The 25,630-nt window shown below is 73.5% G+C and carries 25 protein-coding genes and 1 tRNA gene; 8 read left to right on the top strand and 18 right to left on the bottom strand.

The window, feature by feature from the left end:
* Positions 1 to 43 precede the first annotated feature (43 nt).
* The 9 genes from ACWD4U_RS25395 to ACWD4U_RS25355 all read right to left on the bottom strand — a co-directional run bounded on the left by ACWD4U_RS25395 (position 44) and on the right by ACWD4U_RS25355 (position 10,140).
* Entirely contained in the window at positions 44 to 1,225 is a 1,182-nt protein-coding gene (locus ACWD4U_RS25395; protein WP_363460224.1) for a DUF5685 family protein, read from the bottom strand.
* 68 nt (positions 1,226 to 1,293) lie between these two features.
* The gene (locus ACWD4U_RS25390; protein WP_363460226.1) at positions 1,294 to 3,660 is read right to left on the bottom strand and encodes a protein kinase family protein; all 2,367 of its coding nucleotides are present in this window, start codon (positions 3,658 to 3,660) and stop codon (positions 1,294 to 1,296) included.
* Positions 3,596 to 4,693 (bottom strand): patatin-like phospholipase family protein, encoded by a 1,098-nt coding sequence (locus ACWD4U_RS25385; protein WP_449787309.1) that lies wholly within the window; start codon positions 4,691 to 4,693, stop codon positions 3,596 to 3,598. The genes ACWD4U_RS25390 and ACWD4U_RS25385 overlap by 65 nt, the downstream gene beginning before the upstream one ends.
* Before the next feature lie 213 nt (positions 4,694 to 4,906).
* Complete coding sequence (locus ACWD4U_RS25380; RefSeq protein ID WP_363461697.1) at positions 4,907 to 5,305, bottom strand: DUF6188 family protein; 399 nt, start codon at positions 5,303 to 5,305, stop codon at positions 4,907 to 4,909.
* 89 nt (positions 5,306 to 5,394) lie between these two features.
* A complete protein-coding gene (locus ACWD4U_RS25375; protein WP_363461695.1) occupies positions 5,395 to 6,483 on the bottom strand; it encodes an NUDIX hydrolase in 1,089 nt (362 codons plus the stop codon).
* Between the two features lie 145 nt (positions 6,484 to 6,628).
* Positions 6,629 to 6,817 carry a YegP family protein gene (locus ACWD4U_RS25370; RefSeq protein WP_363461693.1) on the bottom strand — a complete coding sequence of 63 codons (189 nt, stop codon included), beginning with the start codon at positions 6,815 to 6,817 and terminating at the stop codon, positions 6,629 to 6,631.
* A 198-nt stretch (positions 6,818 to 7,015) separates the two neighbouring features.
* Positions 7,016 to 7,100 (bottom strand) — tRNA-Ser (locus ACWD4U_RS25365).
* A gap of 243 nt (positions 7,101 to 7,343) precedes the next feature.
* On the bottom strand, positions 7,344 to 8,606 hold the full coding sequence (locus ACWD4U_RS25360) for a hypothetical protein (RefSeq protein ID WP_363461691.1): 1,263 nt from the start codon (positions 8,604 to 8,606) through the stop codon (positions 7,344 to 7,346).
* Positions 8,599 to 10,140 (bottom strand): alkaline phosphatase D family protein, encoded by a 1,542-nt coding sequence (locus tag ACWD4U_RS25355; protein WP_363461689.1) that lies wholly within the window; start codon positions 10,138 to 10,140, stop codon positions 8,599 to 8,601. Before ACWD4U_RS25355 ends, ACWD4U_RS25360 begins: the two co-directional genes overlap by 8 nt.
* Before the next feature lie 286 nt (positions 10,141 to 10,426).
* On the opposite strand from ACWD4U_RS25355, the gene ACWD4U_RS25350 reads away from it, so the two are divergent.
* From ACWD4U_RS25350 to ACWD4U_RS25320, 7 genes are all read left to right on the top strand, one after another.
* Complete coding sequence (locus ACWD4U_RS25350; RefSeq protein WP_363461687.1) at positions 10,427 to 11,239, top strand: cupredoxin domain-containing protein; 813 nt, start codon at positions 10,427 to 10,429, stop codon at positions 11,237 to 11,239.
* A gap of 335 nt (positions 11,240 to 11,574) precedes the next feature.
* A complete protein-coding gene (locus tag ACWD4U_RS25345) occupies positions 11,575 to 12,243 on the top strand; it encodes a response regulator transcription factor (RefSeq protein WP_363461685.1) in 669 nt (222 codons plus the stop codon).
* 158 nt (positions 12,244 to 12,401) lie between these two features.
* Positions 12,402 to 13,673 carry a HAMP domain-containing sensor histidine kinase gene (locus tag ACWD4U_RS25340; protein WP_363461683.1) on the top strand — a complete coding sequence of 424 codons (1,272 nt, stop codon included), beginning with the start codon at positions 12,402 to 12,404 and terminating at the stop codon, positions 13,671 to 13,673.
* 168 nt (positions 13,674 to 13,841) lie between these two features.
* Positions 13,842 to 15,092 (top strand): COG4705 family protein, encoded by a 1,251-nt coding sequence (locus tag ACWD4U_RS25335; protein ID WP_363461681.1) that lies wholly within the window; start codon positions 13,842 to 13,844, stop codon positions 15,090 to 15,092.
* Between the two features lie 131 nt (positions 15,093 to 15,223).
* Positions 15,224 to 15,889, top strand: a complete 666-nt coding sequence (locus ACWD4U_RS25330; protein WP_363461679.1) for a hypothetical protein — start codon at positions 15,224 to 15,226, stop codon at positions 15,887 to 15,889.
* Between the two features lie 176 nt (positions 15,890 to 16,065).
* Positions 16,066 to 16,779, top strand: a complete 714-nt coding sequence (locus ACWD4U_RS25325; protein ID WP_363461677.1) for a YcnI family protein — start codon at positions 16,066 to 16,068, stop codon at positions 16,777 to 16,779.
* 307 nt (positions 16,780 to 17,086) lie between these two features.
* Positions 17,087 to 17,449 carry a hypothetical protein gene (locus ACWD4U_RS25320; RefSeq protein WP_363461675.1) on the top strand — a complete coding sequence of 121 codons (363 nt, stop codon included), beginning with the start codon at positions 17,087 to 17,089 and terminating at the stop codon, positions 17,447 to 17,449.
* Here the strand turns inward: ACWD4U_RS25320 and ACWD4U_RS25315 are convergent.
* The 3 genes from ACWD4U_RS25315 to ACWD4U_RS25305 all read right to left on the bottom strand — a co-directional run bounded on the left by ACWD4U_RS25315 (position 17,436) and on the right by ACWD4U_RS25305 (position 19,835).
* Positions 17,436 to 17,951 carry an anthrone oxygenase family protein gene (locus ACWD4U_RS25315; protein ID WP_363461673.1) on the bottom strand — a complete coding sequence of 172 codons (516 nt, stop codon included), beginning with the start codon at positions 17,949 to 17,951 and terminating at the stop codon, positions 17,436 to 17,438. The two genes, ACWD4U_RS25320 and ACWD4U_RS25315, sit on opposite strands and share 14 nt — an antisense overlap.
* Before the next feature lie 7 nt (positions 17,952 to 17,958).
* Positions 17,959 to 18,801 (bottom strand): NAD(P)H-binding protein, encoded by an 843-nt coding sequence (locus tag ACWD4U_RS25310; RefSeq protein ID WP_363461671.1) that lies wholly within the window; start codon positions 18,799 to 18,801, stop codon positions 17,959 to 17,961.
* 119 nt (positions 18,802 to 18,920) lie between these two features.
* Positions 18,921 to 19,835, bottom strand: a complete 915-nt coding sequence (locus tag ACWD4U_RS25305; protein ID WP_363461669.1) for an alpha/beta hydrolase — start codon at positions 19,833 to 19,835, stop codon at positions 18,921 to 18,923.
* 325 nt (positions 19,836 to 20,160) lie between these two features.
* Here ACWD4U_RS25305 and ACWD4U_RS25300 point away from each other — a divergent pair, with 325 nt between their 5' ends.
* Complete coding sequence (locus ACWD4U_RS25300; RefSeq protein WP_363461667.1) at positions 20,161 to 21,177, top strand: Lrp/AsnC family transcriptional regulator; 1,017 nt, start codon at positions 20,161 to 20,163, stop codon at positions 21,175 to 21,177.
* A 74-nt stretch (positions 21,178 to 21,251) separates the two neighbouring features.
* On the opposite strand, the gene ACWD4U_RS25295 is transcribed toward ACWD4U_RS25300, so the two are convergent.
* From ACWD4U_RS25295 to ACWD4U_RS25270, 6 genes are all read right to left on the bottom strand, one after another.
* Positions 21,252 to 22,085 (bottom strand): alpha/beta fold hydrolase, encoded by an 834-nt coding sequence (locus tag ACWD4U_RS25295; protein WP_363461665.1) that lies wholly within the window; start codon positions 22,083 to 22,085, stop codon positions 21,252 to 21,254.
* 144 nt (positions 22,086 to 22,229) lie between these two features.
* On the bottom strand, positions 22,230 to 22,571 hold the full coding sequence (locus tag ACWD4U_RS25290; RefSeq protein ID WP_363461663.1) for a hypothetical protein: 342 nt from the start codon (positions 22,569 to 22,571) through the stop codon (positions 22,230 to 22,232).
* A gap of 118 nt (positions 22,572 to 22,689) precedes the next feature.
* Positions 22,690 to 23,658, bottom strand: coding sequence for a non-homologous end-joining DNA ligase (gene ligD, locus ACWD4U_RS25285; RefSeq protein ID WP_363461661.1), 969 nt, complete (start codon positions 23,656 to 23,658; stop codon positions 22,690 to 22,692).
* Positions 23,659 to 23,794: 136 nt separating this feature from the next.
* The gene (gene ppnP, locus ACWD4U_RS25280; protein ID WP_363461659.1) at positions 23,795 to 24,076 is read right to left on the bottom strand and encodes a pyrimidine/purine nucleoside phosphorylase; all 282 of its coding nucleotides are present in this window, start codon (positions 24,074 to 24,076) and stop codon (positions 23,795 to 23,797) included.
* A 124-nt stretch (positions 24,077 to 24,200) separates the two neighbouring features.
* Positions 24,201 to 24,638 carry a nucleoside deaminase gene (locus ACWD4U_RS25275; protein ID WP_363461657.1) on the bottom strand — a complete coding sequence of 146 codons (438 nt, stop codon included), beginning with the start codon at positions 24,636 to 24,638 and terminating at the stop codon, positions 24,201 to 24,203.
* Positions 24,635 to 25,453, bottom strand: coding sequence for an LLM class flavin-dependent oxidoreductase (locus ACWD4U_RS25270; protein ID WP_363461655.1), 819 nt, complete (start codon positions 25,451 to 25,453; stop codon positions 24,635 to 24,637). Before ACWD4U_RS25270 ends, ACWD4U_RS25275 begins: the two co-directional genes overlap by 4 nt.
* Positions 25,454 to 25,630: the final 177 nt, after the last annotated feature.

Raw genomic sequence — 25,630 nt, 5'->3', positions numbered from 1 at the left:
CCCTGCTCCCTGATCCATCGTCAGCCCGCCGCCGGCGCGGCGGTCACGAACAGTCGCACCCGCACCCGTCGCAGCCGCAGCAACTGTCCCCGCAACAGCCGTCCCCGCCGCAGCAGTCACAGCTGCAGCAGTCGCCGTCGCACTGGACGCAGGCGTCCGAGCAGTCGCAGTGGCGCCGGCAGAACCCCTTCCGCTCCTCCCGCGACCACGGGTCCTCGTGCTTGCAGCAGAGCAACTGGCAGGTGCAGGCCATCGCCAGCCACACCGCGCAGCCCGGCAGCAGCGTGCGCGGCTTCTTCGGCGTCTGCGGGCGCTGCTGCGGCGGGACCAGGTTCGGGTCCGGCGGCGCGGCGTTCGCGCAGGTGGCGTGGTGGCCGCCGCCGAAGACCCGGTCCACGGCCTCCCCGGTCTCGTGCGCCAGCAGCCGGTGGACCAGCGCCCGGTCGGTGAACTCCACCTCCGCCAGCGCCAATCGGATGCCGTGCACCGCGTCCCGGCACAGGCGCTCCGCCTCCGCCTGCGAGGTGCCGGTGACCGACAGCGGGTTCCACAGGCCCTGCGCCTCGTCCTGCGCGCGGTCCTCGGCGGCGTCCAGCAGGTGCGCGAGGCGGCCGAACAGCCGGCCCGCCTCCGCCAGCGCCGCCGCGTTGCCCGGCCGGCCGGCGAGCACCGCGGTGTGCGCGAAGGCCGCGGCCGTCGCGGACTCGGTCGGCTCGGTCGCCAGCAGCAGCGCACCGCCCGCCGACACCGCGCGCTCGGCCTCCTCCTGCCGCGCCGCGGCGGCCAGCAGCACGCCGGTGTCGAACCCGACCGCCGCCGCGCCGCCCGCCGACTGCCGCTCCCACCGCCGGGTCACCGCCCGCGCGCCCGCCGCCACCGGACGGCGCCCGAACACCCCGTCCCCGTCCAGCACGTGGTCGCGGACCTTCACCGACGCCAGCGCCAGCGAGACCGCGGCCGCCAGCCGCGCCCCCTCGCCGCGCGCCACCGGCGCCGTCCGCATCCCGCGCAGCGGGCACGGCCCCGCCGTCCGCCGCTGCGCCTCCCGTGGCGTCTGCGCCTCGACCAGCACGGATATCACCAGGCCGTCGTAGTTGGTCGCGGTCCGCGCCAACTGCCCGTGGTCGTCCCGCAGTGCCAGGCACAACCCGCACAGGTGCGCCAACCACGAGGCGTGCAGCCGCTCCGACAAGCGGTGCCGACACGGTCTGATGATCCCGAACATCCCTGGCTCCCCCTCCACCCGCGCTGACCAGCCGTCATCCTAGCCACGCGGGTTTGCGGGCCGGGGGGTCACCGGACGTTGAGCCGGCCGACCCGTTCGGCGGTCAGGCAGGCGCGGACGATCGCCACCCGCACCAGCGGGCCGCCGAGGCCGCACTTGATGACGTAGAAGAGGATGAGGTTGGTCGAGGTGACCGCCAGGGCGTACACGTAGACGTCGTGCAGGAGCCCCAGGTACAGCAGGGTGCCGATGGTGAGGACCGCGACGGCGTAGAACATCGAGGTGGGCGCCCACTGGGTGAAGGCCGCCAGGCCGGTGATCTTGCTGTCGTCCTCGGGGACCGTGGTCAGCCCGATCCGCCGGGAGCGGGCGACGACGGCGCGGACGTACGCCAGGGTGAGGACGTTGGCGAGCCAGGTGAGGATCTGCCCGATGGCCGAGTTGACGGGCCACCAGCGCGGTTCGACCAAGGTGATGGCCAGCACCAGGCCGCACGGGACCACCGCCATGATCCGCATGATCGTCTCGGTCGCCAGGGCGAGCCGGCTGAGCGAACCGGCCCGGCGGCCGATGGCCAGCGGGGTGAGGCCGGAGAACAGCATCTGGTAGTACTTCGGGGCGGCGATGGCGTAGGACAGGCCGACCATCCGGGCCGGCAGGTTCGCCCGCCAGTCCGGTACGGCGTAGTCGGCGTGCCGCCACGAGTCGACGATCGGCAGGCCGTCGCGGTCACCGCCCAGGTGCTGGGCCACCTCGATCAGCCGGTTGTCCCAGGAGAGGTTCAGGTCCCGGAACAGCCAGGTCAGCACGGCGAAGTTGGTGAGCGCCCAGACCAGCGCCGACAGCAGCGACCAACTGAGCAGCCAGGTCGCCAGCGGCTGACGGCTGCCGGTCGCCGCCAGGGTGCCGCTCCGCCGACGGCTGCGCCACAGCCGCCACTCCCGGCCGGGGTCACCCGCCAAAGGCCGCGCCAGTTCACGCAGCGCCCGCCAGCCCGGCTCGACCCGCAGCTCACCGCTGTCGCGCTCGGCGGCCCGGACGAGTTCGAGCTCGGCGAGGAACCGGTCCTTCAGGCGGGCGTAGGAGAAGTCCCGCTGCGCCGGGTCGGAGAAGATCAGCAACCGCCGCTCGGGGACGGCGTCGACGAGGTCCTCCAGGAACCGCGCCAACTGCGGAGCGCGCATGTAGAAGATGTCCGGCACCACGCGCTCGGTGCTCTCCGTCCCGGTGCCGAAGAGCATCAGCAGCCGGCCGAGCGAGTAGAGGTCGGCCCGCCGGATGTCGCCGTCGCCGGCCCTGACCTCGGGCGCGATGTAGGAGGAGGCCACCCCGGTGGTCCCGGTGATGGTGTGCGTGTACAGGTAGTTGCGGCCGAGGTCGACCAGCCGGAAGGCCCCGTCGGCGGTCGAGACGATGATGTTGGACGGCGAGAGGTCCGCGTGGACGCCTCCCGACGCTCCGCGCAACGGGTGGTCCGCGGCGGTCAGTTGAAGTTCCTCCAGCGCCTCGAACAGCTTCAGCCCCTGCTCGCGCAGCCGGTCCAGACTCAGCCGCAGCTCGCCCTCCGGGCGGCCCGCGGCCTCGGCCCGGACCGCCTCGGCCAGGGTGACGCCCTCGATGAACTCCATCATGATCCACTTTTCGCAGCTGGCCCACACCCGCACCAGGTGCCGCAGACCCTGGGCGGCGGACCCGTAGACCCGCGCGTACTCCCGGGTCGCCCGGGCCAGCGTCTCGATCCGGGTGAACGGGTAGAGGATCAGCTTCAGCGCGAAGTCCGGCCGGGCCCCGTGCACCGCGCCGGTGGTGCTCCCGCGCAGGATCACGGAGGTGCTGCCGTGCCGGTGGAAGCGCAGGTTCGGCGCCATCGCCCGCCACTCCTGGACCGCCTGTGCGGTGTCCGGGTCGGCGCGGTGCCCGGTGGCGGGCTCGGGGCTGTAGACGGTCGATATCGTCAGGCCGACCGCCTCGTCCGCGGCGAGCACACCGCAGACGGCGGGGCAGTCGTGGGTGAGGGCGCCGCCACCGTCGTCCGCACCGCCCGCGTTCGCGATCCGGGAGCGCTGCGCCTCGGACTCGGCCAGGCCTATCAGCGTCAGCAGGAAGAGCCCGGTGAACCCGAAGACGTCGGCGGAGGCCTGCCGGAGCGAGTCGCCCTGCGCCCGGTAGCCGGCGCACCAGGCCGTCAGGCCCTCGATCGTGGAGGTCCGCGCACCGAGCCCGAACCGCGTCTCGAACGACCGCTCGTCCACCGGTATGTCCTGCAGGACCCGGTGCCAGGCGGTGAGCCGGGCCGCCCGCCGCCGGGCGCTCTCCGGCCCGGACGGCGGAAGGTTCAACGCCGACCGGAGGGCGGCGGTGGCGTCCTGGCTATAGCCCGTCAGGTTCCGCAGCGCCGCGAGCACCGGATCGAGCGTTGCTCCTTGGGGCGCCATTCGCGGTCTCCACCACCGTCAGCCGGGGTATTGCATGGATGCGGCCCTGGGCGATCAGCGAGGCGGGCCGGTCCTCCAGGGCGCAGAACGCGGTCTCGTAGGCCGTGCGGGCGTGTTCGAGCAGCAGGTGCCGGTCCATCTCGTGCCGCTTCAGCTCCGGCATCCACGGCAGCGGGGCGAGGTCCAGCACGTGCGGTCCGACCCTGCCGGGCGACCGCCGCTGACTGCGCAGCCACTCCTGGTCGCGGTACTTCTGCCGGGTCGCCGCCAGGTAGCCGCGCCCCAGGCCGGTGCGCAGCCGCTCCAGGTACAGGTACGTGTAACGGTGCATCAGCGACAGGCTCCCCGGCCCGTTCTCGCGCATCGGCCGGGTGCTGAGCGAGAGCACGTGCGTGCAGCCGTCGTCGAGTGCGAGCCGGAACGGCAGAGCGGTGAGCACACCGCCGTCGACGGCCCGCCGCCCGTCCGGCGTGCGCGCCGTGCCCGGGACCGCGACCGGCAGCCAGGCGGAGGCGCGGAGCGCCGTCTTGAGTTCGTCCCGGGACGAGAAATCGCGCAGCACGACAGTTCGTAGCGCATCGACATCGGTGACCGGAACGGCGAGCGGCACCGGCGAGTTGATCACCGCTTCGTAGTCGAGCGGCTTGACCCGTTCCATGACGTGGTCGAAGGAGTAGTCCAGGTTCAGAATGGGCTTGCGCCGGAGCGCCCGGGAGAAGTCGACGAACTGAGGTGTCGTCAGGTCGTCGTAGTAGATCGCCAGCGGGTACCAGGTGTCACCCGCGAGGAAGTAGGCGCCGTTGATCCCGCCCGCCGAGCAGCCGTACACCACGTCGAAGGCGTTCTTGAAGCCGTAGTCCTCCAACTGGCACAGCATGGCGGCCGACACCACCCCGCGCATGCCGCCGCCCTCGACGGCGAGCGCGACCCGCGCGCCGTCGGTGCGGCTGCCCGGCATGCTGCCGGAATCGCGCCTGGCGCGCAGGATCTCCAGGACGGGATGCGAGGGGTCCCAGTACCCCTGTGTGGTCATGAACCTGTCGCTCACATTCACGTACTGTGCCACAGGGGAAGGCGCTCTGACGGTGTTTTTCCTCGCGCGACAAGGCGAATATGCGGAGCGTCGGCGACCGCTTCGCAAAGCGAACGGCGGGAATTCCGTTTGTGGGGGAGGGGGCATGCGGAAACCCCGGCACACGGCTTTCCGCCGCACGCACGGACGGGCCGCCGAGGCGGTCGCGGTCGGTCAGGGGAAGGCCGGGTCGCTGCCAGGGTCGCCGCCTGGGCCGCCGGTGAAGAGCGGGCCGTCGGGGGAGGCGAGCTGCCAGGGATGGACGGGGTGGGTGCCGGGGGCCGGGTCGGGGGCGACGGTGAGGGTGTGGCCGGAGTCGAAGGCGAGCTGGAGACCGCCGGCGGGGGTGATCCGGGCGGTGGTGACGAGGGCGGCGGTCAGGCGGGCGAGGGCGCCCGCGGGGGAGAGGCCGAGGGCGGGGTAGAAGTGCTCGACCTCGCCGTCGTGACCCAGCCGGAAATCGTTCTCCACCGTCAACTCCAGCCCGCCGTCCAGGCGCACCAGCAGGCGGTCGCCGCCCGCCAACGACGCCACCCGGCGACCGGACAACACCGCCGCGATCGACTCCTCCACGCTGGACCTCCCTCGCCCGCAACCCGAGCTTCGCCCGCTGCCTGACCTTCGCTACCCGAGCTTCGCTACCCGTCCCGACCTGCGGATTCCTACCCGTTCGGGTGGGCGGCCGAACCGTCGGGGCCGACCGGCCGCCCGTTCAGCAGCTCCGCCGGACCGGCCCCGGCCTCCCCGTCGCGTGCCGCCAGACACGCCGTCAGCCGCGCCGCCGCGGACGGCGACAGCACCTCCGCCGCCTCCTTCGGCGTGAACAGCCGCCACTCGGCGATCTCCTCCTCCTGCACCCGGACGGTCGCCGCTTCCCCCGGCACCAGCACCCCGCCGTCGTAGACGTACACCAGGCGCGGGAGGTCGTCCGAGCGGCCGGGCATCCAATCCAGCGCGAGCAGCCGGCCGGGCTCGCGGTGCAGGCCCAGCTCCTCCAGGATCTCCCGGCGCGCGGCCTCGCGGGGCAGCTCCCGGTCCGCCTCGATCGACCCGCCCGGCAGCACCCACGGCGACTCGTCCCCCCACGGGGTGAGCCGCACCAGCAGCACCCGCCCGTCCGGGTCGGAGATCAGCATCCGGGCCTTGGCGCGGATCCGCGGCCGCGTCGCCAGGTACGTCTCCCGGTCCATCGGCGGCGGCGGCGCCACCCGGTCCCCGCCCGTCAACGGCAGCCCCGCCGCGCCCGTGTACGGCGCGACGGGCGGCGGCCCGGGAAGGTGCAGCGCCGCGTGGCCCAACGGCACGCCGTCCGCGAGCTCCAGCGGCGCGGCCGCCCGCGGGGCGCGCAGACAGGCGCCGACCCGCAGCGAGAGCAGCGGCGGCAGCCCGGACAGCGCCTGATCCGGCGTCAGGTAGGCGTACCCGCCCAGCTCCTCCGGCTCCAGCCGGATCGCCGCCCGCTGCTCCGCGGTCAGCGGCTCCGCCCAGTACAGGTACGCAGCGATCGGCGGGCGGTGGACGTCCCGCGACCAGTCCAGGCAGGCGAGTTCGCGCAGCACCGGGGTGATGCCGAGCTCCTCCTCGATCTCCCGCACCGCGGTGTCCCGCGGCGAGGCGTCGGTCTCCTCCCAGCCCCCGCCCGGCACCTCGATCGGGTGCTTCGCCTGGTACGAGACCCGCACCAGCATGATCCGCCCGTCCCCGTCCGGGAACAGCACCCCCGCCGCCGCCAACAACTCCCGTCCCGCCACCGCGTTCCCCCTCCGCTCGAACGATCAGCCACCACCAGCATGCCCGACGGGCCCTGCGTCACCCGCGCGTCGCCGCGGACGGCCGGGCAGCGCCGAGCCCGTGACGGCCGCTCAGGGCTGTCACGGGCTCGGGTTCAGCGAACCGTCAGGCGTTCGCCGCGGTCTCCTGGAGCTGCGCGTACGGCGCGAGCTTCCGGATCGACTCGATGGACTTCAGGCACTGCTCGCGGCTCTCCTCGGGGTCGCCGGTCACCACGACGGCCCCGTTGCTCGCCTTCAGGCGGAAGCGGTGGTTGCCCGACTCGTCCACGTACAGCTCGAACTTTCCGGCCATGGAAATGCGCACCTCTCGCTCGGGTAGCCCCCTCGAAGGCAACGTAGAGTCAACTTCCGTGCGGTGCCTCCCGGGCGTGCCATTCGAGTAGCCGGCCCTGGTCGGCCGCCGTGGACCGCCCCTGACACATCCTCGGACGATCACGTGCTGGTGGGCGAGGCCGGATTCGAACCGGCACAGCGATGCGGGCGCTTGTTGCGGAGAGTGCGCGGATCGAACGCGCGCGGGCTTTCACCCGACTACGGCTTAGCAAGCCGCTGCCTTACCACTCGGCCAACTCTCCAGGTGCTGCGCTGCACTGCGGGAGGGCGGCAAGAGAAAGGCCGCCCACGGGGGACTCCCCCGTGGGCGGCCGGGCGCTGTCGGACCCGTCTACCGCGAGGAGGGGAGTCCCTGGCTCTGCAGGGAACTCGAGGAACTACTCATGTCTCGTTCCTCTCCACTGGGGGTGTCGGGTTGCTGCCCCTACTCTGCGGCAGTGGCGCGGTCATGGGCAACGGGTTTTCCACCACGGAGGGAACGGACGTCACCAGTCCGAGTCGGTCGCGCCCAGACTCATCAGGACCTGGTCGAATCCGTTGCCGTCGTTGTCGTCGGTGTACGACATCGCGAGGGTGCCGAACGGGGAGGCAGCCACGGCGAGTTGCTCCTGCCGGCCGGTCGTGGTCTGGCTGACGGACTGGGCGGGCAGGCGGCCGGTGAAGGTGCCGTCGGGGTTGAGGCCCCGGGCCCAGACCGCTGGGTCGGTGCCGGCGATGCTCCAGCCGACCACGGCGTTGCGCTGGTCGTCGATGCCGACGGTGGGGTTGCCGGCGCCGGTTCCGCTGGAGATCTCGACCTCGGCGGAGCCGGGGGTGCCGGTCGCAGTGAACGATCGGGCCCAGACGCCGCGGGTGCCGGTGTGGTCGGACTCCCAGGCCACGGCGAAGTCGCCGTTGAAGTCGGCCGCCACGGACGGGCGTTGCTGCTGCCCGCCGCCGAAGCTGTTGGCGCTGCGGCGGGTGAGGGTGACGGCGCCGTTGGCCTTGGCCAGCTTCACCAGGCCGATCTGGTAGTAGCCGTTGCCGTCGGTGTCCTCGTCCCAGACGACGACGGCGTCGCCCGAGGCGGAGGTCGCCACGTCGGGGTTGTGGTGCGCGCCGCCGGGTGCGTTGACCGTCACCTCGTAGGCCTTGGTCGTGGTCCCGGTGTACCCGGCCGCCTTCACCGTCGCCGCCGCGGTGCCCTGGATGTCCTCCCACACCACGGAGAACGCGACCGCGGTGGTGCTGCCCGGCGCGCCGTCCGGGTCGACCGCGACGCGCGGGTGGATCTGCTGGCCGTCGGCGGTCGCGTTGACCCGGCCGGAGCCGAGGACCGCACCGGCGGGAGAGAGCACCCGGTAGACGATGTTGTAGAGCCCGTTGCCGTCCGGGTCCTCCGCCCAGACGACGACGGCGTCGCCCCGGTCGTCGAGTCCCACGTCGGGCTGGAGGTGCCGCCAGGCCGTGCCCGACGTCCCACCGGACGAGAGCTTCGTCTCGTAGGCCGAGACGCCGTTGCGGTACATCCGCACCCACACGTCGCTGTGCGCGTTGTCGGCCGGGTTGGCGGTGTCGCGGTCGTCCTCCCAGACCACCGCGACGTCGCCGAGGCGGTCGGTCGCGATCGAGGAGGAGTCCTGGTCGCCGGTGGCGTCGCTGTTCGCGGTGGTCCAGGACGTGGGCCCCGCCGCGGAGGCCGGGGCGACCAGGGCGAGGACGGCGGCGAGGGCGGCGGCTGTCGCGCCGAGTACGGAGAGCTTACGCATCGGCCAACCCCGGCTGTCCGTCGTGGATGACGAAGGTGCGGGCGGTGGTCGCCGCCGCGCCGTGTTCGGTCACCGTCGCCACCGACCGGAAGTCGGCGGTGAGTTGCGACGGCGTGATGAGCGTGCGGACGTAGCCGCGCCGGTCGGAGTAGAAGCGCAGGTGCGGGTTGAGCGATCCGTTGGGGATCGCGGTGGTGGCGCTTCCGTTGCCGCCGCTGGTGATCGAGGTGCAGACGAGTTCGGAGCCGATCGTCGCCGAGGACGGGTTCGCGTAGTCCGCCTTGAGGTCGTTGCCCCAGGAGGCGTGCACGTCGCCGGTGAGGACGACCGGGTTGCGGACGGCCCGGTCGATGATGCCCTGTTGGATCCGTGCCCGGCTGGCCCGGTAGCCGTCCCAGGCGTCCATGTTCATCGCGCCGGCCGCGTTCACGTTGCGGGCGAAGAAGACCTGCTGGCCGATCAGGTCCCAGGTGCTCAGTCGCTGGCCGAGTCCGTCGAGCAGCCAGGCCTCCTGGGCCGCGCCGGTGATCGAACGGCTCGTCAGGTCGGCGTCGGCGCAGACCTTCGTCCCGTCGCCGCAGGCCTGGTCGTCGCGGAACTGGCGGGTGTCGAGCATGTGGAACGTGGCGAGGGTGCCCCAGCGGACCCGGCGGTAGAGCTGGATGCTGTTGCCGGAGGGCGTCGCGGCGGCCCGCAGCGGCATGTTCTCGAAGTACGCCTGGTACGCGGCGGTGCGTCGTGCGGTCCACTGGGCCGTCGTCAGCACCGGGCTGTTGTCGGCGCGGACCATGCCCGCGTAGTTGTTCTCCACCTCGTGGTCGTCCGGGACCACCAGCCACGGCGCGATCGCGTGCGCGGCCTGCAGGTCCGGGTCGGTGCGGTAGAGGGCGTAGCGGCGGCGGTAGTCGGCCAGCGACACGATCTCGCTGCCGAGGTGCTGGCGCACGCCGCTGGTGGTGGCGCCGCCCTCGTAGATGTAGTCGCCCAGGTGCAGGATCAGGTCGGGGCGGTCGTCGGCCATCCGGCGGTAGGCGGTGTAGTAGCCGCTCTCGTAGTGGGCGCAGGAGGCGAAGGCCATCGTGAAGTCGCGCCCGACCGTGGTCGGCGACGGCGCGGTGCGGGTCCGGCCGACCGGGGAGATGAACCCCTGGGCCCGGAACCGGTAGTAGTACTCCGCGTCCGGGGCGAGTCCGCCGGCCAGCACGTGCACCGCGTGGGCCTGGGCATAGCGGGCGGTGACCGTACCGGAGCCGACGAGGGTGGTGAAGTTCTGACTGGTCGACACCTGCCAGTCGACGGTGACGTCGGCGTTGGGCATGCCGCCCTGGCCGTCCGCGTTGGTCGGGGTGGGCGCCAGGCGCGTCCACAGCACCACGCTGCTGTCGTCCGGTTCCCCGGAGGCGACGCCGAGCGTGAAGGGGAAGGGAGTGGCGGCGGCGGCCGACGGCTGGGCCGTCGCCCCGAGTTGGAGCGCGGCGGCGCCCGCGGTGGTGAGCCCGCCAAGGATGAAGATGCGGCGACTGAGGTTGCTCATGGCCGCCCATGCTCGCGGACGCCGGTGAACTCCCGCCCCTGCGCCGGAGGCGGTCAAGTGACGTGGCAGCGGCGCGAGTTGGTGAGCGACCGGACGGCGGCCGCCCGTCCCGGGCAGCTGCTCGGCGGTGCACTCGGGATGGGCAGATGCATGGCAGACCTAACGCTCGGTAACTTGTTAGGTAAGGCTTAACTACTCTAGAGTCCGGCGCGGTGCTCACCGTCACGGGCCGTCAGCCGGTGGCCCGTCCCCGAGACCCTCACCCGTCGCCACCTGGAGAAACCCCGTGCGCTCCCCCCGTGCCCTGCCCGTCCTCGCGGCCGCGCTGCTCGCCCTCCCGCTCGTCGCCGCCTGCGGCGGCAACGGCAAGACCGCGTCCTCCTCCGCGGATGCCGGCAAGGTCGCGATCAACGCGACCGACACCGCCTGCGAGATAGCCGGGACCGACTTCCAGGCCGGCGACGTCACCTTCGCCATCCACAACAAGGGCGGCCGCGCCACCGAGGTCTACGTCTACGGCGAGCAGAAGGACACCTTCACCAAGGTGGTGACCGAGGTGGAGAACATCGGCCCCGGCACCTCCCGCGACATGCCGGTCAAGCTGGCGCCCGGTACGTACGAGATCGCCTGCAAGCCCGGCCAGACCGGCGACGGCATCCGCAAGCGGATCACCGTGCAGGGCGACGCGGCCGGCCCGAGCGCGGCCACCGGATCTCCCGCCGCCTCTCCCACCGGTTCTCCGACCGCCTCCGCGGCGGCGAGCGCCACCGCGCAGCCGAGTCCCTCGGTGAGCGCCGCCCCCGACCGCGAGGTGGAGGTCGAGGCCAAGGAGTACGAGCTCGAGTTCGACGGCATGGACAAGCTCGCCGCCAAGGTCGGCGAGCGGATCGCGTTCACGCTGGAGAACAAGGGCTCGGTCGAGCACGAGCTGGAGGTCTTCGGCCCGGACGGCAAGGAGATCGGCGAGGTCGCACCGGTCGGGCGCGGCCAGAAGGGCGAGGCCGTCGTCACCCTCACCGTGCCCGGCACCTACACCCTCAAGTGCGGCCTCGGCACCCACGCGGACAAGGGCATGACCGCCACCTTCACCGTCAACTGACCTGCGCACCGACCCGGGCGGGGGCCGGCCACCGACTGGCCATCGCTTCCCGGGGCCGGTGGGCTCCAGCGCCTGTGACGGCGGTCGTTCCCGTTCACCGATGCGGGGCAGCCCCGGAGGCGGCCGTGGCCGGCACGTCCGACCGTCGGCAGTCCCGTGGGTAGAACGGGTGGCGGTCCAGGCAGTTGTGGTCGCTGCGGTCCGGCGTCGAGGACGGCACCATCGTGCAGAGCGGCGGCGCCGAAACAACCCCGTCGGCAGACCGTCCGGCTCCGAACCTGAAGGTGAGCTGAGCATGCGCCGGGGGCGGGTCGCGCCGTGGTGATACTGGATCGGTGACTGCACATCGGATCCTGGTCGTCGAGGACGACGCCGGCCTGCGGGGCATCCTCGCGCGGGGCCTGCGGGAGGAGAGCTTCGACGTCATGACCGCGGTGGACGGGGCCGGTGCGCTGCGCCTGGTCGGCGCGGACGTGGACGCCGTCGTGCTCGACATCGGGCTGCCGGACTCCGACGGGCGGGACGTGTGCCAGGCGATGCGTGCGCGGGGGGTGCGGGTTCCGGTGGTGTTCCTGACCGCCTACGACGGGCTCGTGAACCGGCTCTCCGGGTTCGCCGCCGGCGCCGACGACTACCTGCCGAAACCGTTCCACATCGCCGAACTCGCCGCCCGGCTGCGGGCGGTGCTGCGCCGGGCGGGCGTGGACGCGGCGCTGGAGACCGGCGGGCTGCGCCTGGACCCGGTCCGGCACGTCATCGAGGGCCCGGCCGGCGCGGTGCCGCTGACGCCCACCGAGTTCCGGCTGCTGGGCTGCCTGCTGGCCGGTGCCCCCGGCGCGGTGACCCGGCGTCAGGCGCTGGCACGCGCGGGCTGGCCGGAGGGCGCGATCGTCAGCGACAACACGCTCGACCAGTACCTGGCCCGGCTGCGCCGCAAGCTGCACCGTGCGGGGGCGAGCACGGGCATCTCCACCGTGCGCGGCGTCGGCTACCGGCTCGCGTGAAGCGCGTGTCCGGCCCGGCGGCGCTGCGCGGTGTGTTCGGCCCGCGAGCGTTGCGCGGCAGGTTCGGCCCGGCGACGCAGCGCGGTGTGTCGGGCCCGCCGACGTTGCGCGGCCGCCTGGCCCGGGCGGCGACGGCCGCCAGCGTGGTGTGGATCGCCGTGGCTACCGTCGCGTTCAACGCCCTGCTCGGCTCGCAGCTGCACGCCCAGGCCGACGACGTCCTGCGGACCAGGGCCGAGGCGGTCCTCGCGACCGTCGAGGTACGGCCCGAGGGGCTGCAGGTCCGCGACCCGGCCGACGACACCGCCCTCGACGCCGGGGTGTGGATCTTCGACGGGGACCGGCCGGTCGAACAGCCCGGCGCCGGGGCCGAACTCGACGCCGACGCGCGGGCGTTGGCCGGGCAGGCGACGGCGCCCCGGCTGGCGGACCGCGGTGCGCACCGGCTCTACGCGGTGCCGGTCGTCGACGGCGGCCGGCGCGCGGGAACGGTGGTGACCGCGCTCTCCACCAGCCCCTACCGGGCGATCGCCGACACCGCACTCGCCGGATCGGTCGTGCTCGGGCTGCTGCTGCTCGTCGGCATCCACGTCCTGGCCCGGCGCATGGTCCGCCGGGCGCTGCGCCCGGTGACCGCGATGAGCGAGCAGGCGGCGGCCTGGAGCGGCAGCGACCTCGCCCGGCGCTTCGGCAGCTCGCCTCGTCCTCCCGAACTGGCCGCCCTGGCAGGGCACTTGGACGCACTCCTGGACCGCATCGCGGTGCAGGTACGGCACGAGCAGCAGCTCTCGAACGAGCTCTCGCACGAGCTGCGCACCCCGCTGGCCCGGATCGCCGCCGAGACGGAGTGGCTCCTTCGCCGTCCGCGCGACGCCGCCGACCTCGCCCGCACCCATCGGGCCATCGCCCGCGACGCGACCGTCATGCAGGAGATCTGCCACACCCTGCTCAGCACCGCACGCCCGGGCGCCGCCGTCGTCCCGGCGGCCACCGCGGTGGTGCCCGTCCTGGAGCGGCTGGCGAGCGGGGCGGGACGTGGTGGGGCCGGCCCGTCGGTCGCCGTCCTCCGCGCGGAGTCCGCGGCCGGGCGGACGGCGGCCGTACCCGCGGCGTTGATCGAGCGGATCCTCGCGCCGTTGGTGGAGAACGCCCTGCGCCATGCCCGCGGCGAGGTCACGCTGGTGGTCGCGGCCGAGGGCCCGGGAGTGCGGATCAGCGTGCTCGACGACGGTCCCGGACTCCCGGCGCAGGTGGACGACATCGAGCAAGCGGTGTTCGAACCGGGGTTTCGCGCCGATCCCGGTGACGGGCACGGCGGCGCGGGACTGGGCCTCGCGCTGGCCCGGCGACTGGCCCGGCAGGCGGGCGGCGACGTGGTGGGCGTGGCGGGAGGGGGCGGCGGCCGGTTCGACGTCAGCCTGCCGGGCTGACGGGTGATCGGCGACCGCTCGTACGCGGGGCCGGTCCCGGGCGGCGATTCGGTCGGCGTCCGAGAGACGGGCGAGGCGGAGGCCGGACGTGACGGTGGCGTCGTGATGGCGCAGGCGGCACCGCGGCAGTCAGGCTACGTACAGGTCGCGCGTGTCAGCGTGTGGGGCATGTCATCCACCATGGAGCGATCCGAGGCCGCGTCGCTCGGGCGCCAGATGCTCAACAAGGTTCCCGAGGTCACGATCTGGTTCTGGGTCATCAAGATCCTCTGCACCACGGTCGGCGAGAGCTTCGCCGACTGGATCAACACGACCCTCGGTGTCGGCCTGATCAACACGTCACTCATCTTCACCGCCGTGCTCGCCGGCGCCCTGGGCTGGCAGCTCAGCACCAAGCGCTACGTCCCGGTCGTGTACTGGCTCACCGTCGTGGTCCTGAGCGTGACCGGCACCCTCTACACGGACATCCTCACCGACAGCCAGGGCGTCCCCCTCGCGGTGAGCAGCGGCGTGTTCGCCGGTGTGCTCGCCGTGGTCTTCGGGGTCTGGTTCGCGCGCGAGCGGACGCTGTCGATCCACAGCATCGTCACCCGCTCCCGCGAGCTGTTCTACTGGCTCGCGGTCCTGGTGACCTTCGCCCTGGGCACCGCGGTCGGCGACTGGACCCTGGAGCTGACCGGCTGGACCCCCGGCGTCTCGGTGCTGCTCCCGCTCGGGCTGATCGCCTCGATCGTCCTCGCGTGGCGCCTGGGCGCCGGCGTGGTGCTCTCGTTCTGGCTGGCGTACGTCCTCACCCGGCCGCTGGGCGCCAACCTCGGCGACTGGCTCGCCTCGCCGGACACGGACGGCGGCCTGGGCCTGGGCACGGCGGTCACCAGTGTGGTCTTCCTGGTCGCGATCCTCGCCACGGTCTTCCACCTCACGCGCAGCCACAGCGACGTCATCGCGGCGGACGGCCAGGCCCCCGCCCGGACGGCCGACCCGGCGCGGGAGCGGATCATGCTCGGCTACTTCGCGCTCGTGGCGGCGGCGACCGCCGGGCTGCTCGTGTGGGCGCACCAGCAGCCGCACGACGCGCCCGCCGCCGAGGCCGAGGGACCCGCGCCCGCGGCGGCCTCGCTCGCGCCCGGCCAGGCACCGGCGGCGTTCCCGCCGGCCGAGATCGCGAAGTTCCGCACCATCGCGGCCGACACGCTGGCGAAGGTCGACTCGGGTGCCCAGGCCGCCGCGACCCGCCGGGTGAAGGACCTCGAGACCGCCTGGGACGACGACCAGGACACCCTCCAGCCCATGAACAAGCAGGCGTGGAACGTCCTCGACGGCCAGATCGACCAGGTCCTCCAAGCGCTGCGCGCCTCGCACCCGGACAAGGCCACCGAGGACCGGGCGCTCAACACCCTCCTCACCACCCTGGGCTGACGGTCCGTCGGCCGATGCGGACCGGGACGGAGGACCCGGCGGTCTCGGGGTGCGGCGGTCGGTCCGGCGATGGCATCGGTGCGCACGAGCGGGGGTCCGGCGGGTCGGGGTGGTGTCAGAATGGGCCCGCCATGCTGACGACTCCTCGCCCCGACGAACCGCGCACGGCCGCGTCCGGTGTGCGGTTGGTGCGTGCCGCGGCGTTCGCGGGGACGAGTGCGACGCTGGGCTCGGTCGGGCATGTCGCCGCCTGCGGTGGGGTCGGGTGGGCGGCGATCGGGGCGGGGTGGCTGTTCCTGTTCTCCGGTGCCGCGCTCGCGGCCGGCCGTCGTCGCGGTCCGGTCGTGATCCTCGGGGCGACGGTCGTCGGGCAGCTGGTGTTCCACCTGCTGTTCCAGCTCGCCGCGACGCCGCCGGCTCCGCAGGTCGGGTCCGGCCCGGCCTCGGTGGTGACGGGCCGTCACCTCGGTCACGTGGCAGGTGGGGCGGGCCTGTCGGCCGGCATGCTGCCGGCGCACCTGGCCGCGGCGGTCGCCGTCGGCGCCGTGCTGCACCGGGTCGAGGTGGCGCTGTGGCGGCTGCTCGGATCGGCCCGGCGGGTGCGGACGCACGCGCGTCGGTGGGTCCGGCGGTTCGCCGCCCTGCTGGCGGCGCTCGTCGAGCACCCCGTCCGGTGGCCGGTGGCGGCGGCTCCCCTCGTGCGCCGGGACGGTTGCGCGCTCGGGGCCCTGGCGATCTGGGACACGGTGGTCCGGCGCGGTCCGCCGTTCGCGGGAGCGGAGTTCGTGCAGCCGTAGCGCCGGGCCGTTCGCGTCCGGGACCGGCTGCCGCCCGCTGCGTGCCGCCCGCCGTCGACGCCGGTCCGTTCCGGGCCGGTCGACCGTGGGCCGTCCAGTCTGCCCGCGCCCCCCTGCCCCGCCGTACCGGCCGGGCCACGGGTGCCGTTCCCGCTTCCCCAGGAGGGGATTCCCGCATGCGCACTTCCACTGTCCGCCGGCTCTCCGTCGCGGCCGCGCTGGCCGCGTCCGCCGTGCTCGCCGCCGCCGTTCCGGCCTTCGCCCACGTCACCGTCCAGCCCGGCACCGCCACGCAGGGCGGCTACACCGCCGTGGCGTTCCGGGTGCCGGACGAGAGCGACAGCGCCTCCACCACCAAGCTGGAGGTCGACCTGCCCGCCGACCACCCGGTCGCGTCGGTGTCGGTGCAGCCCGTCCCGGGCTGGACCGCCGTCGCCGAGAAGACCAAGCTGGCGACCCCGCTCAAGACCGACGACGGTGACGAGATCACCGAGTCCGTGTCGAAGATCACCTGGACCGCGGACGCCACGGCGAAGATCGTGCCCGGCCAGTTCCAGGAGTTCAAGGTCTCGCTCGGCCCGCTGCCGACCGACACCGACAAGCTGGTCTTCAAGGCCCTGCAGACCTACGACGACGGCAACGTCGTGCGTTGGATCGAGGAGGCCAAGGACGGCCAGCCCGAACCCCAGCACCCCGCCCCGGTGCTGACCCTCACCAAGGCCGCCACCAGCTCCGACTCCCACGGCATGGGCGCCGCACCGGTGGCCGCCACCCCCGCCACGTCCACCTCCGACTCCTCGGCCCGCACCCTGGGCGTGGTCGGCATCGTGGTCGGCTTGGTCGGCACCGCCCTCGGCCTGCTCGGGCTGCGCCGCCGCCCCTCGGCCTGACACCCCATCAGCCGGGCCGGAGGCACCACACCCCCGGCCCGGCCGGCGGGCCGACGGCGGGCGGCCGCCCGATCGAGCCACGGCACGACCGGCAACAGCAGGACGGCCAAGGGAAATCGGCAACCGATGGCGGCGCACTGAGCGGTCGCGGTCGGCACCGAATCGTTCATCTGACGGGTGTTCCGGCCGGGGAGGGCGCGGGCGGAACTCCCGGCCGGCCCAGTGGCCTCGCCCGAACAGGTCACATCCGCCGATCGTTCGTGTGCGTCGGCATGGATCGCCGACCCGGCGGGCCTATACCTGGTCCATGGCACACACCAAAGAGTTGTACCTGCACGAACTCGACGTCGCCTGGATCATCGCGCTGTGGAAGGCGATCCACGGCGGGGACCCCGCTCCGGACGTGGAGGGGACCACGGTGCTGGCCGCAGCCGCACTCGCGAGCCAGCTCGCGGCCACCCACCGGACCAGCTCCCTGACCTTCGATCAGCTCCAACAGCGGCTCGGCGAGGTCGGCATCGAGGTAAGTCGAGGTGACGCGCCCAAGGTTGAGGCGCGGCACACCGAGGAGCCGCAGTCGCTGCCGGCGACACGCCAGTACTGCTTCCGCTACAACGGCGAAAGGTACTGCGTCGACGTGCCACGGCCCAAGACCTTCATCGAGAGGTAGCCGTCAGGAGTCGATCGGGGCGGCCGCCATGGGGCGTGCTCATCGTGGCGGCGCCGAGGAGTCCGAACGCGATCACGGCAGCGGCGGTGCGGGCGGCGTGGGCGAGTTGCCAGTGGTCGCGTACGGCGGTCCAGTTCGTGGGCGGGGTCGGTACGGTCCAGTGCAGTTGGTCGGCGTTGACGGGGAGGTTGAAGAGGACGGTGATGACGACGACGCTCAGCAGCAGGGCGCCCGCCGTCGCGGTGAGCCGGAAGGTGCGGTCCCGTGTCCTGAGGGTCGTGAGGGTGAGGAGCGCGGTGCTCGCCAGGGCCGGCAGGAGGGTGGCGGTGGCGAGGTCGTCCAGGTGCAGCAGTTCGATCTGGCGCACCTGGGTGTAGACCGGTCCGTCGAAGTGCCGCAGTGAGAGTTCGAGGACGAGCACCGTGACCAGGAACCCGGCGAACACGCCGGTGAGGACGAGGCTGACGAAGCGTAGGGCGACGGCGGCGCGGTCGGTTCGCATGAAGGCCTCAGTTCCGGAAGGCGGCCGCGTGGTCGGCGGCCCAGGTGGCGAAGGTCAGGGCGGGGCGGCCCAGGAGGTGTGCGACGGTGTCGGTCGTCGGTCCCGGTTCGTCCAGGCAGGCGGCCGCGTAGCCGATCAGGCGGTCGGGGACGTCCGGTGGCAGGTGCTGGGCGAGCAGGGCTCGGCGCAGGTCTTCGGGGGAGACCTCTTCGAAGGACACCTCGCTGCCGATGGCCGAGCCGATGAGGCGGGCCTTGTCGTGCTGGGTGAGCGACTCCGGCCCGGTGAGGGCGTAGGACCGGCCCGCGTGGGACGGGTCCAGCAGCGCCCGGACGGCGACCTCGGCGACGTCCCGCTGGTGGATGGGGGAGGTGGCCGCCGCGCCGTACACGCCCCGGGCGGACCCGGTCGCGCGGATCCGGGGTGCCCAGACCAGGGTGTTGGCGGCGAAGTCGGCGCAGCGCAGGATCGTCCACGACAGGCCCGAGGCCCTGGCCGCGGCCTCGACCTGGGCGAACTCCTCGGCGAAGCGCCGGTATCCGCCGCCGTACTCGACGGTGACCGCCGACAGCACCACCACATGCCGCACACCGTGGTCGGCGGCCAGCGCCAGCAGTTCGGCGGCCGCGCCGTCGACCGCGCGGGGGCTGAGCAGGAGGGCCTGCACACCGTCGAGCGCGGGCGCCAGCGACCGCGGATCGGAGGGATCACCGACGACCGGCCGGACGCGGTCGGGGAACGTTCCGACGGACGGCTGACGGCTGACCGCGGCGACTTCGACGTCCTCGGCCGCCAGTAGCCTCACCACCTCGCGGCCGACGGTTCCGGTCGCGCCGGTAATCATGATCATTGTGCACTCCTGTGCTGCTGGATGCGGTGGAGCCCCGCGGCATCTGACGGGCCGAGGTGGCGCAACCTGAGAGCGCAGCAGGTCCCGGAGTGTGACATCCGGCCCGCGACCGAGCCGACTCAGCCCGCGGCGCCCCGGACGGCATGCCTGGTCAGGAACGAGAGCTGCGCCTCGACGGCCTGTTCGTGCGACTCGAGGAACGGCGCGTAGTGGCGGCCGGGCAGCCGGACGAGCTCGGAGTGCGGTGCGTTGCGGGCCGCGCGGACGGCGGGGCCGGGGAGTGCGCTCCGGTCCTGGTCGCAGACGACCACCAGGAGCGGACACCGGATCCGCGAGGCGTGGCGGCCGGGCCGGTATCCGCCGATCTGCAGGGCGATGCGGGCGGCGACCGTCCGCTCCCAGCCGGTGTGGCGGCGATCGGGATCGAGGGCCAGGTCGCCGTCCATGGCGTCGGCGGTGGTGAGCGAGGCGACGGCACCGCGCGGGCCGGCGGTCGGGACCAGCAGCGGCTGACGTCCCATCAGGCCGCCGAGCGCGTCCGCGACGCCCCGGCCGAGGAGTCGCACCATCGCGAGGGGCGTCATCGAGCGCATCGCGTGGGGAGCCACCGCGCGGGCGTCGGCCAGCGGGGTCTGGGCGATCGCGCAGGCCAGCTGCGGGTGGTCGGCCGCGACGCGGAAGGCGTGCCCGCCCGCGAGGGAGAATCCCCAGACGGCGATCCGCTCCGGGTCGACGCCGGGCAGGGTGGCGGCGAACCCGATGGCGGCGTGCCAGTCGGCCACCTGCTCGTCGAAGCGGACGATCTGGCGCGGGGCGCCGCCGCTCCCGCCGAACCGCCGGTGGTCGAAGGCGAGGACACCGAACCCCGCGTCGTGGAACCGGGCGGCGAACTGGTCCGTCGCCGGTTCCTTCGTCACGGACGTCCCGCCGGCCATGATCACGCAGCCGCCGTTGGTCCCCGGGTAGTGCCAGGCGGCGCAGGTGGTGTCGCCGCTGGCGAAGCGGACCGCTTGCCGTTGATCGGTGGTGGGCACATGAACCTCCGCGGTGAGTGCCGGTCTCGGGTGGTGTGGGGTGTGTGACGGGCGAGGGTCTGCGACGCCGCCGCTCCGCAGGCCGTCGCCAGGGGCGGCCGCTGCGGCGCCGCAGGTGCTGCGAGGTCGGGCCGGAGGTGCTGCGAGGTCAGCCGGTCAGGCCGGGGAACCAGATGCGGGGGTCGAGGATCATCGGATGCTCCTTTCGTGGCTCGGGTCCGTTGACGCGACGTCAGGAACGGAGGTGGACCGGACGACTCCATCCTTGGCGAGCCGTTCGCGGAACGGGCTGCGCGGGGCGGGGGAATGGGCGAAACTTGCCGTCATGGCGCGTGAATCGGCGAATTCCGTACTGAGCCTGACGGATCAGCGGCTGGTGGCCGCGTTGCAGTGCGACGGTCGGCTCACGGCGGAGCGGGCGGCCCAGGCGCTGGGGCTCAGCCCCGCCACCGTGCGGCGCCGGCTCCAGGCGCTCGGGGCCGACGGCACCGTACGCGTGGTGATCTCACCCGTCGCCCGGCCGCGCAACGGAGGCTCGGCCGGGGCGCTGTTCCTGCGGATCCGGGTCCTGCGCGGGAAGCTCGACCCGATCGTGGCGGCGCTCGCGGCCCGCGAGGACATCCCGTTCGTCGACGTCACCACGTCGGGTGACGAGATCTTCGCGGTGGCCCGCACCGAACCGGGCTCACGCGATCCGCTGGTGTTCCGTCAACTGCCCTCCACCCAGGCGGTGACGTCGGTGGAGAGCGCCACGATCCTGCACGTCTTCCGGCTCACCTCCGAGTGGCACCACCACGTGCTGACCGGGCCCGAACGTGCGGCGCTCAGCCCGGACGCGCCGGTGCACGGCGCGAGCGAGACCGGGTCACAGGGACCGTACGGCGTCGTCACCGACGCCCTGGAGCAGTCCCTCGTCGACGCTCTCACGCCCGATGCGCGGCTGAGTGCGACCGCTCTGGCCGCGCACACCGGTCACCCGGAGAGCACGGTGCGCCGGCGCCTCGCGCAGATGGCCGCGCAAGGCCGGCTGGTCACCCAGGTGCTGGTCGACCCCCGCCGCCTCGGGCTGCCCATCGAGGCCAAGCTCCTGCTCCAGGTGGCTCCCGACCATCTCGCCGCCACCGGGCAGGCGCTGGCCGACCACCCGGCGGTGCACGGCGCGTTCGCGACCTCGGGCCCCTCGAACCTCCACGCGGCCGCGTACTTCCCGGACCTGGCGGCGCTGTACGGCTTCCTCTCGCGCGACCTGACCGGCCTCGGCATCACCCACGTCGAGACCGCGATCGTCAGCCGCGCAGCCAAACGCACACCCGCACCGGTCGAACCGATGTTGTCCAGGTGAGGGTGCCGACATCCTCGCTGACCCGCGGGATCCGCACGCGCAGCGCCTGATCGCCTCGGTCGGCGACGGTGGCCTCAGCGCGGTGCCGGTGCCGGTGCCGGTGCCGGTCCCGGTCCCGGTCCCGCGACTGCCAGGGCGGCCAGGACGATGTCGGCGATGCGTCGGGGCTCCTCGTTGGGGAGGAAGTAGCTGGTGCCGGGGATGGTGACCACGGTGGCGTGCGGGCAGCGCCCCAGCGTGCGTCGTTCGGCGGCGGTGAGTCCGCCGTCGCCCCTCTGCGCGTGCACGAGCCAGGTCGGCACGTCGGCTGCACACAGGCGTGCGGCCGGGTGCTCGTGCGCGTGGAGGTGGTCCAGGTAGCCGCGGAGAATCCCGCGGACCGTGCGCGGATCGTTCTTCCGCAGGTCGCCGAGCAGTTCGGCCCGGCGCTCGCGGGGCACGCGCATGCCTTTCGAGGCCGGGCCCATGAGCTTCAGCAGGGCTGCGGCGGGAAGCGGGCCGAGGACGTCGCCCAGACGGCAGACGGCCCGGAAGAACGCGGGCTCGTCGGCGGGCGACAGGCTGATGCCCAGCAACACGATCGGGCCGGTGAACGCGCCGGTCGCGGCCATGTCGAGGGCGACCGTGGCGCCCAGGCTGAATCCCACCACCACGTCGGCGGACCGCTCGACGGCGAGCCGGGCGGTGTGCCGGGCCAGGGTGCCGACCGTGAAGTCCTCCGGTGGCGCCGTCCCGCAGTGTCCCGGCAGGGTCGCGGCGACCAGCCGGACCCGGGACAGCGCGGGCTCGGCCATCAGCTCGGCGTACGACCGGGCGGAGTTCAGCCCGCCGGGGAGCAGCAGCACGGTCTGCCGGGCGTCGGCCGGCCCCGACACGACCAGGTCCCACGCGACGGGCGTCGGGTCCATCGGGTCTCCTCTCCGCGCACGGCCCGCAGGCAGGTGGCCGCGTCCCCCCTTCAGCGTGACGTCAGCCGGCACACCGGGCTACCCGGTCAGGCCTGTGCCCGGGCCCGGTCAGGCCTGCGCCCGGGCCGGGTCACCACCGGCAGCTCAGCTCAGCCAGAAGGCGAGCACCACGGCGCCCATCACCAGCGCGGTCAGCACCGGCGCCCCCAGCCGGGCCCTCGGCCCGGACGTCACGGCGACGATCGACACGACCGGCAGCGCGAAGGTCAGGCCCACCGCCAGTACGGCCACCGTGCCGGTCGACGCCCCGGCCACCATCGCTCCCCACACCACCGTGAACATCAGGACCAGCCACGCCGAAGCGGTCACCATCAGCCAGGCCGCCCGCGCGGTCCACCGGGCCGCCTGGCCATCGGCGTAGAAGTCGGCGCGGGTCGTCGTCCAGAACCGCAGCAGAGGCCGGTCGGGCCGGGCAGAGATCGACATGGCGTCAGTCTGCCGTGGCCCGCGCCGTCGCGGCACCCCCCGACCGCCGGGAATCACGGCTCCCGGTTCCGGTGCAGGTGCAGGTGCCGTCAAGGTCGCGCCGCGGGCACTCCGCTCCTCAGCGCCCTGACGACTTGTCAGCTGACGGTTCGTCGGGGGAGGGCCCGGCCTGCTCACGGACGACCTCGGTGGCCGGGCGGTCGGTGCGCAGGCCCTGGTAGCGGGGTGCGCGCAGTCGGCCCTCGCGGGTCCACTCGGTGAAGGCGACCTGGACCACCAGGACCGGACGGGTCCAGTGCGGGGTGGCCAGCGGGACGGGTTCGTCGAACGGGCTGGCGGGGACGGCGAGTCGGCGCAGTGCGTCGTGCAGGGCGTGTAGCGTGCGGGTGTCGAAGCCGGTGCCGACCTTGCCCGCGTAGCGGAGCCGGCCGCGCTCGTGGTAACCGAGCAGCAGCGCGCCGAAGCCGACCCGGCTGCCCGCCGGGTCGGTGTAGCCGCCGACCACGAACTCCTGGCCGGCTTCGCACTTGAGCTTCAGCCAGTCGCCGGAGCGCTGCGGCAGGTAGCGGCTGTCGGCGCGCTTGGCGATCAGGCCCTCCCAGCCCCGCGCGCACGCCTCGGCGAGCGGGACGGGCTGCCCGGGCTCGGCGGGCCGGTGCTCCGTCAGGCGCAGCGGGCCGCCGAACTCCACCGCCTCGGCGAGGAGTTGCTTGCGGTCGAGGAGCGGCAGGCCGGTGGTGTCGTGGCCCTGCAGGGCGAGCAGGTCGAACAGGAAGTACGTCACCGCGACGCCGGTGGCCAGCGCCCGGACCGGGTCGTGCAGGCCCATCCGCTGCTGCAGCCGAGCGAAGCTGGTGCGGCCGTCCTCCAGGGCGACGATCTCGCCGTCCACTGCGAAGCGCGGCACCGGCTGGGCGGCGAGCGCCGCCACCAGCTCCGGGTGGCCGCTCTCCAGCCGCTGACCTGTCCGCGACCGCAGCTCCACCCGGTCGCCGTCCCGGACGGCCAGGGCCCGGATGCCGTCGAGTTTCCGCTCCAGCACCCACCCGGCGTCGAACACCCGCCGGGTGCTGGAGGTCGCCAACATCGGGCCGCTGATCCGCACCCGCGCACCGTTCCCCCGCCCGGCGCCGACGAACCCGCAGGTCACCCGCCCGGCGGCGGGGGCGTCCCGGGTGCGGGGCAGGTCAGCGGTACTCGCGGGGGTACGCGGTGCCGACGGGTCAGCGGTACTCGCAGAGGTACGCGGTGTCGACGGCGACCTGGAGCTGGAACCGGCTGTCGCCGGGCACCTCGAAGTGCGAGCCGGCGGCGAAGGTCTCCCAGTCGTCGGCGCCCGGCAGCTTCACGGTGAGGGCGCCGCTGACCACGTGCATGGTCTCCGGGGCGGCGGTGCCGAACTCGTACGAGCCGGGGGCCATCACACCGATGGTCGCCGGGCCGGCCTCCTGGGTGAAGGCGATCGACTTCACCGTGCCGTCGAAGTACTCGTTGACCTTGAACATGGATTCCTCCTGGTAGCAGCGGTATGGGCACGCGGTCGCCGGATTGTACGAGCTCGTGGATCACCGCTGCGCAGGCGTCTCACCGCCGGATCGGGCGGCCGCCCCGACCCTGCCTGACGGTCCGTCAGCTCGACCGGTAGTAGGCCTCGATCGGCACCCGCGCCTCCTCGAACAGGGCCGGGCCGTCCTGCGCCACCGCGGGCCAGGCGCCCGACGCCGGGTTGAGCGCGACCAGCTGCTCGGTGGCGAGCGCGTGGACGACCCGGCCGAGACCGGAGCGGACGATGGCGCCCGCGCACATCCCGCACGGCTGGCAGCTGGTGTACATGGTGGTGCGGGCCGCCGTCTCCGGGTCGAGCTCGCGGGCCGCCCAGCGGGCGAGCTTCAGCTCCGGGTGGGCGGTGATGTCGTCGTCGCGGCGCACCGTGTTGTGCGCCTCGGCGAGGACCTCGCCGTCCGGGCCGGCCAGCAGCGAACCGTACGGCGCGTCGCCCAGCTCGACCGCGCGGGCCGCGAGGGCGACGGCGCGCCGCAGCAGGGTCTCGTCGGCGGTGGTGATCACGGGGTGCTCCTCAGGTGGGTGGCGACGGCGGCGAGGTCCTGCCAGGACGGCTGCGGACGGCGGGTCTGCTGCGGATCGCCGTGGTAGGGGTCGAGGACGACGGCTTCGGCGCCGAGCCGTCGCAGCTGGTCGAGGTCGTCGAGGACCTGTTCGAGACTGCCGACCCCGGCGGGCCGGGCGGGGTCGTCCACCGGGGCGGCGGTGATCCGCAGCGCGACGCGGGGCGCGAACCCGGGCAGCGCGTGGCGCTCCAGCACCTCGCGCATCGTCGGCAGGGGGAGCCGCAGCGGGTGCCAGGCGTCGCCGAACCTGACGGCCCGTCGGATCGCCGCCGCGCTGTGGCCGCCGATCCAGACCGGGATCGGGGTGCCGCCGTCCGCGCCCTCCGCCCGCCACGCCTCGCGCAGCACCGTCAGGTACTCGTCGGTCAACCGTCCACGGGCCGCGAACGGCACGCCGAGCGCGTCGAACTCCTGCCGCGCCCAGCCGACGCCCACCCCGAGAACCAGTCGCCCGCCGCTGAGCGCCTGCAGGTTGCGGGCCATCCGGGCCACCAGCAGGGGGTGCCGGTAGGGCAGCACCAGCACGGTCGTGCCGAGCCGCACCCGGCTGGTGACGCCGGCCAGCCAGGACAGCGCGGTGAACGGCTCGTAGAACGGCTCGGGGTACCGCTCGGCCACGTCGGGGGTGACGGCCACGTGGTCCGACACCATGAGCAGGTCGAAGCCCAGCCCCTCGACCGTCCGCGCCCACTCGCGCAGCACGCCGGGATCGGTCCCCGGCCCGAAGTTCGGTACGTTGACGCCTAGTTCCATGCATCGAGGCTATCCCGGCGATCACCGCGCGGTTAACCGGAACTTCCCGGTGATGGCGCCCTTTCGCCGTGGATCTGCCGGTAGGAATCTCAATGATCGTGTCAAGCCGTCTGCGTGACCGACGGGGCGGAGGTGAACAGCCTCTTGTCACGCAGCATCGCCCACAGCACATCGACA

The organism is Kitasatospora sp. NPDC002522 (genome assembly GCF_053595195.1).
The sequence above is the reverse complement of the archived record's forward strand: the minus strand, read 5'-3'. Positions and strand labels throughout refer to the sequence as shown.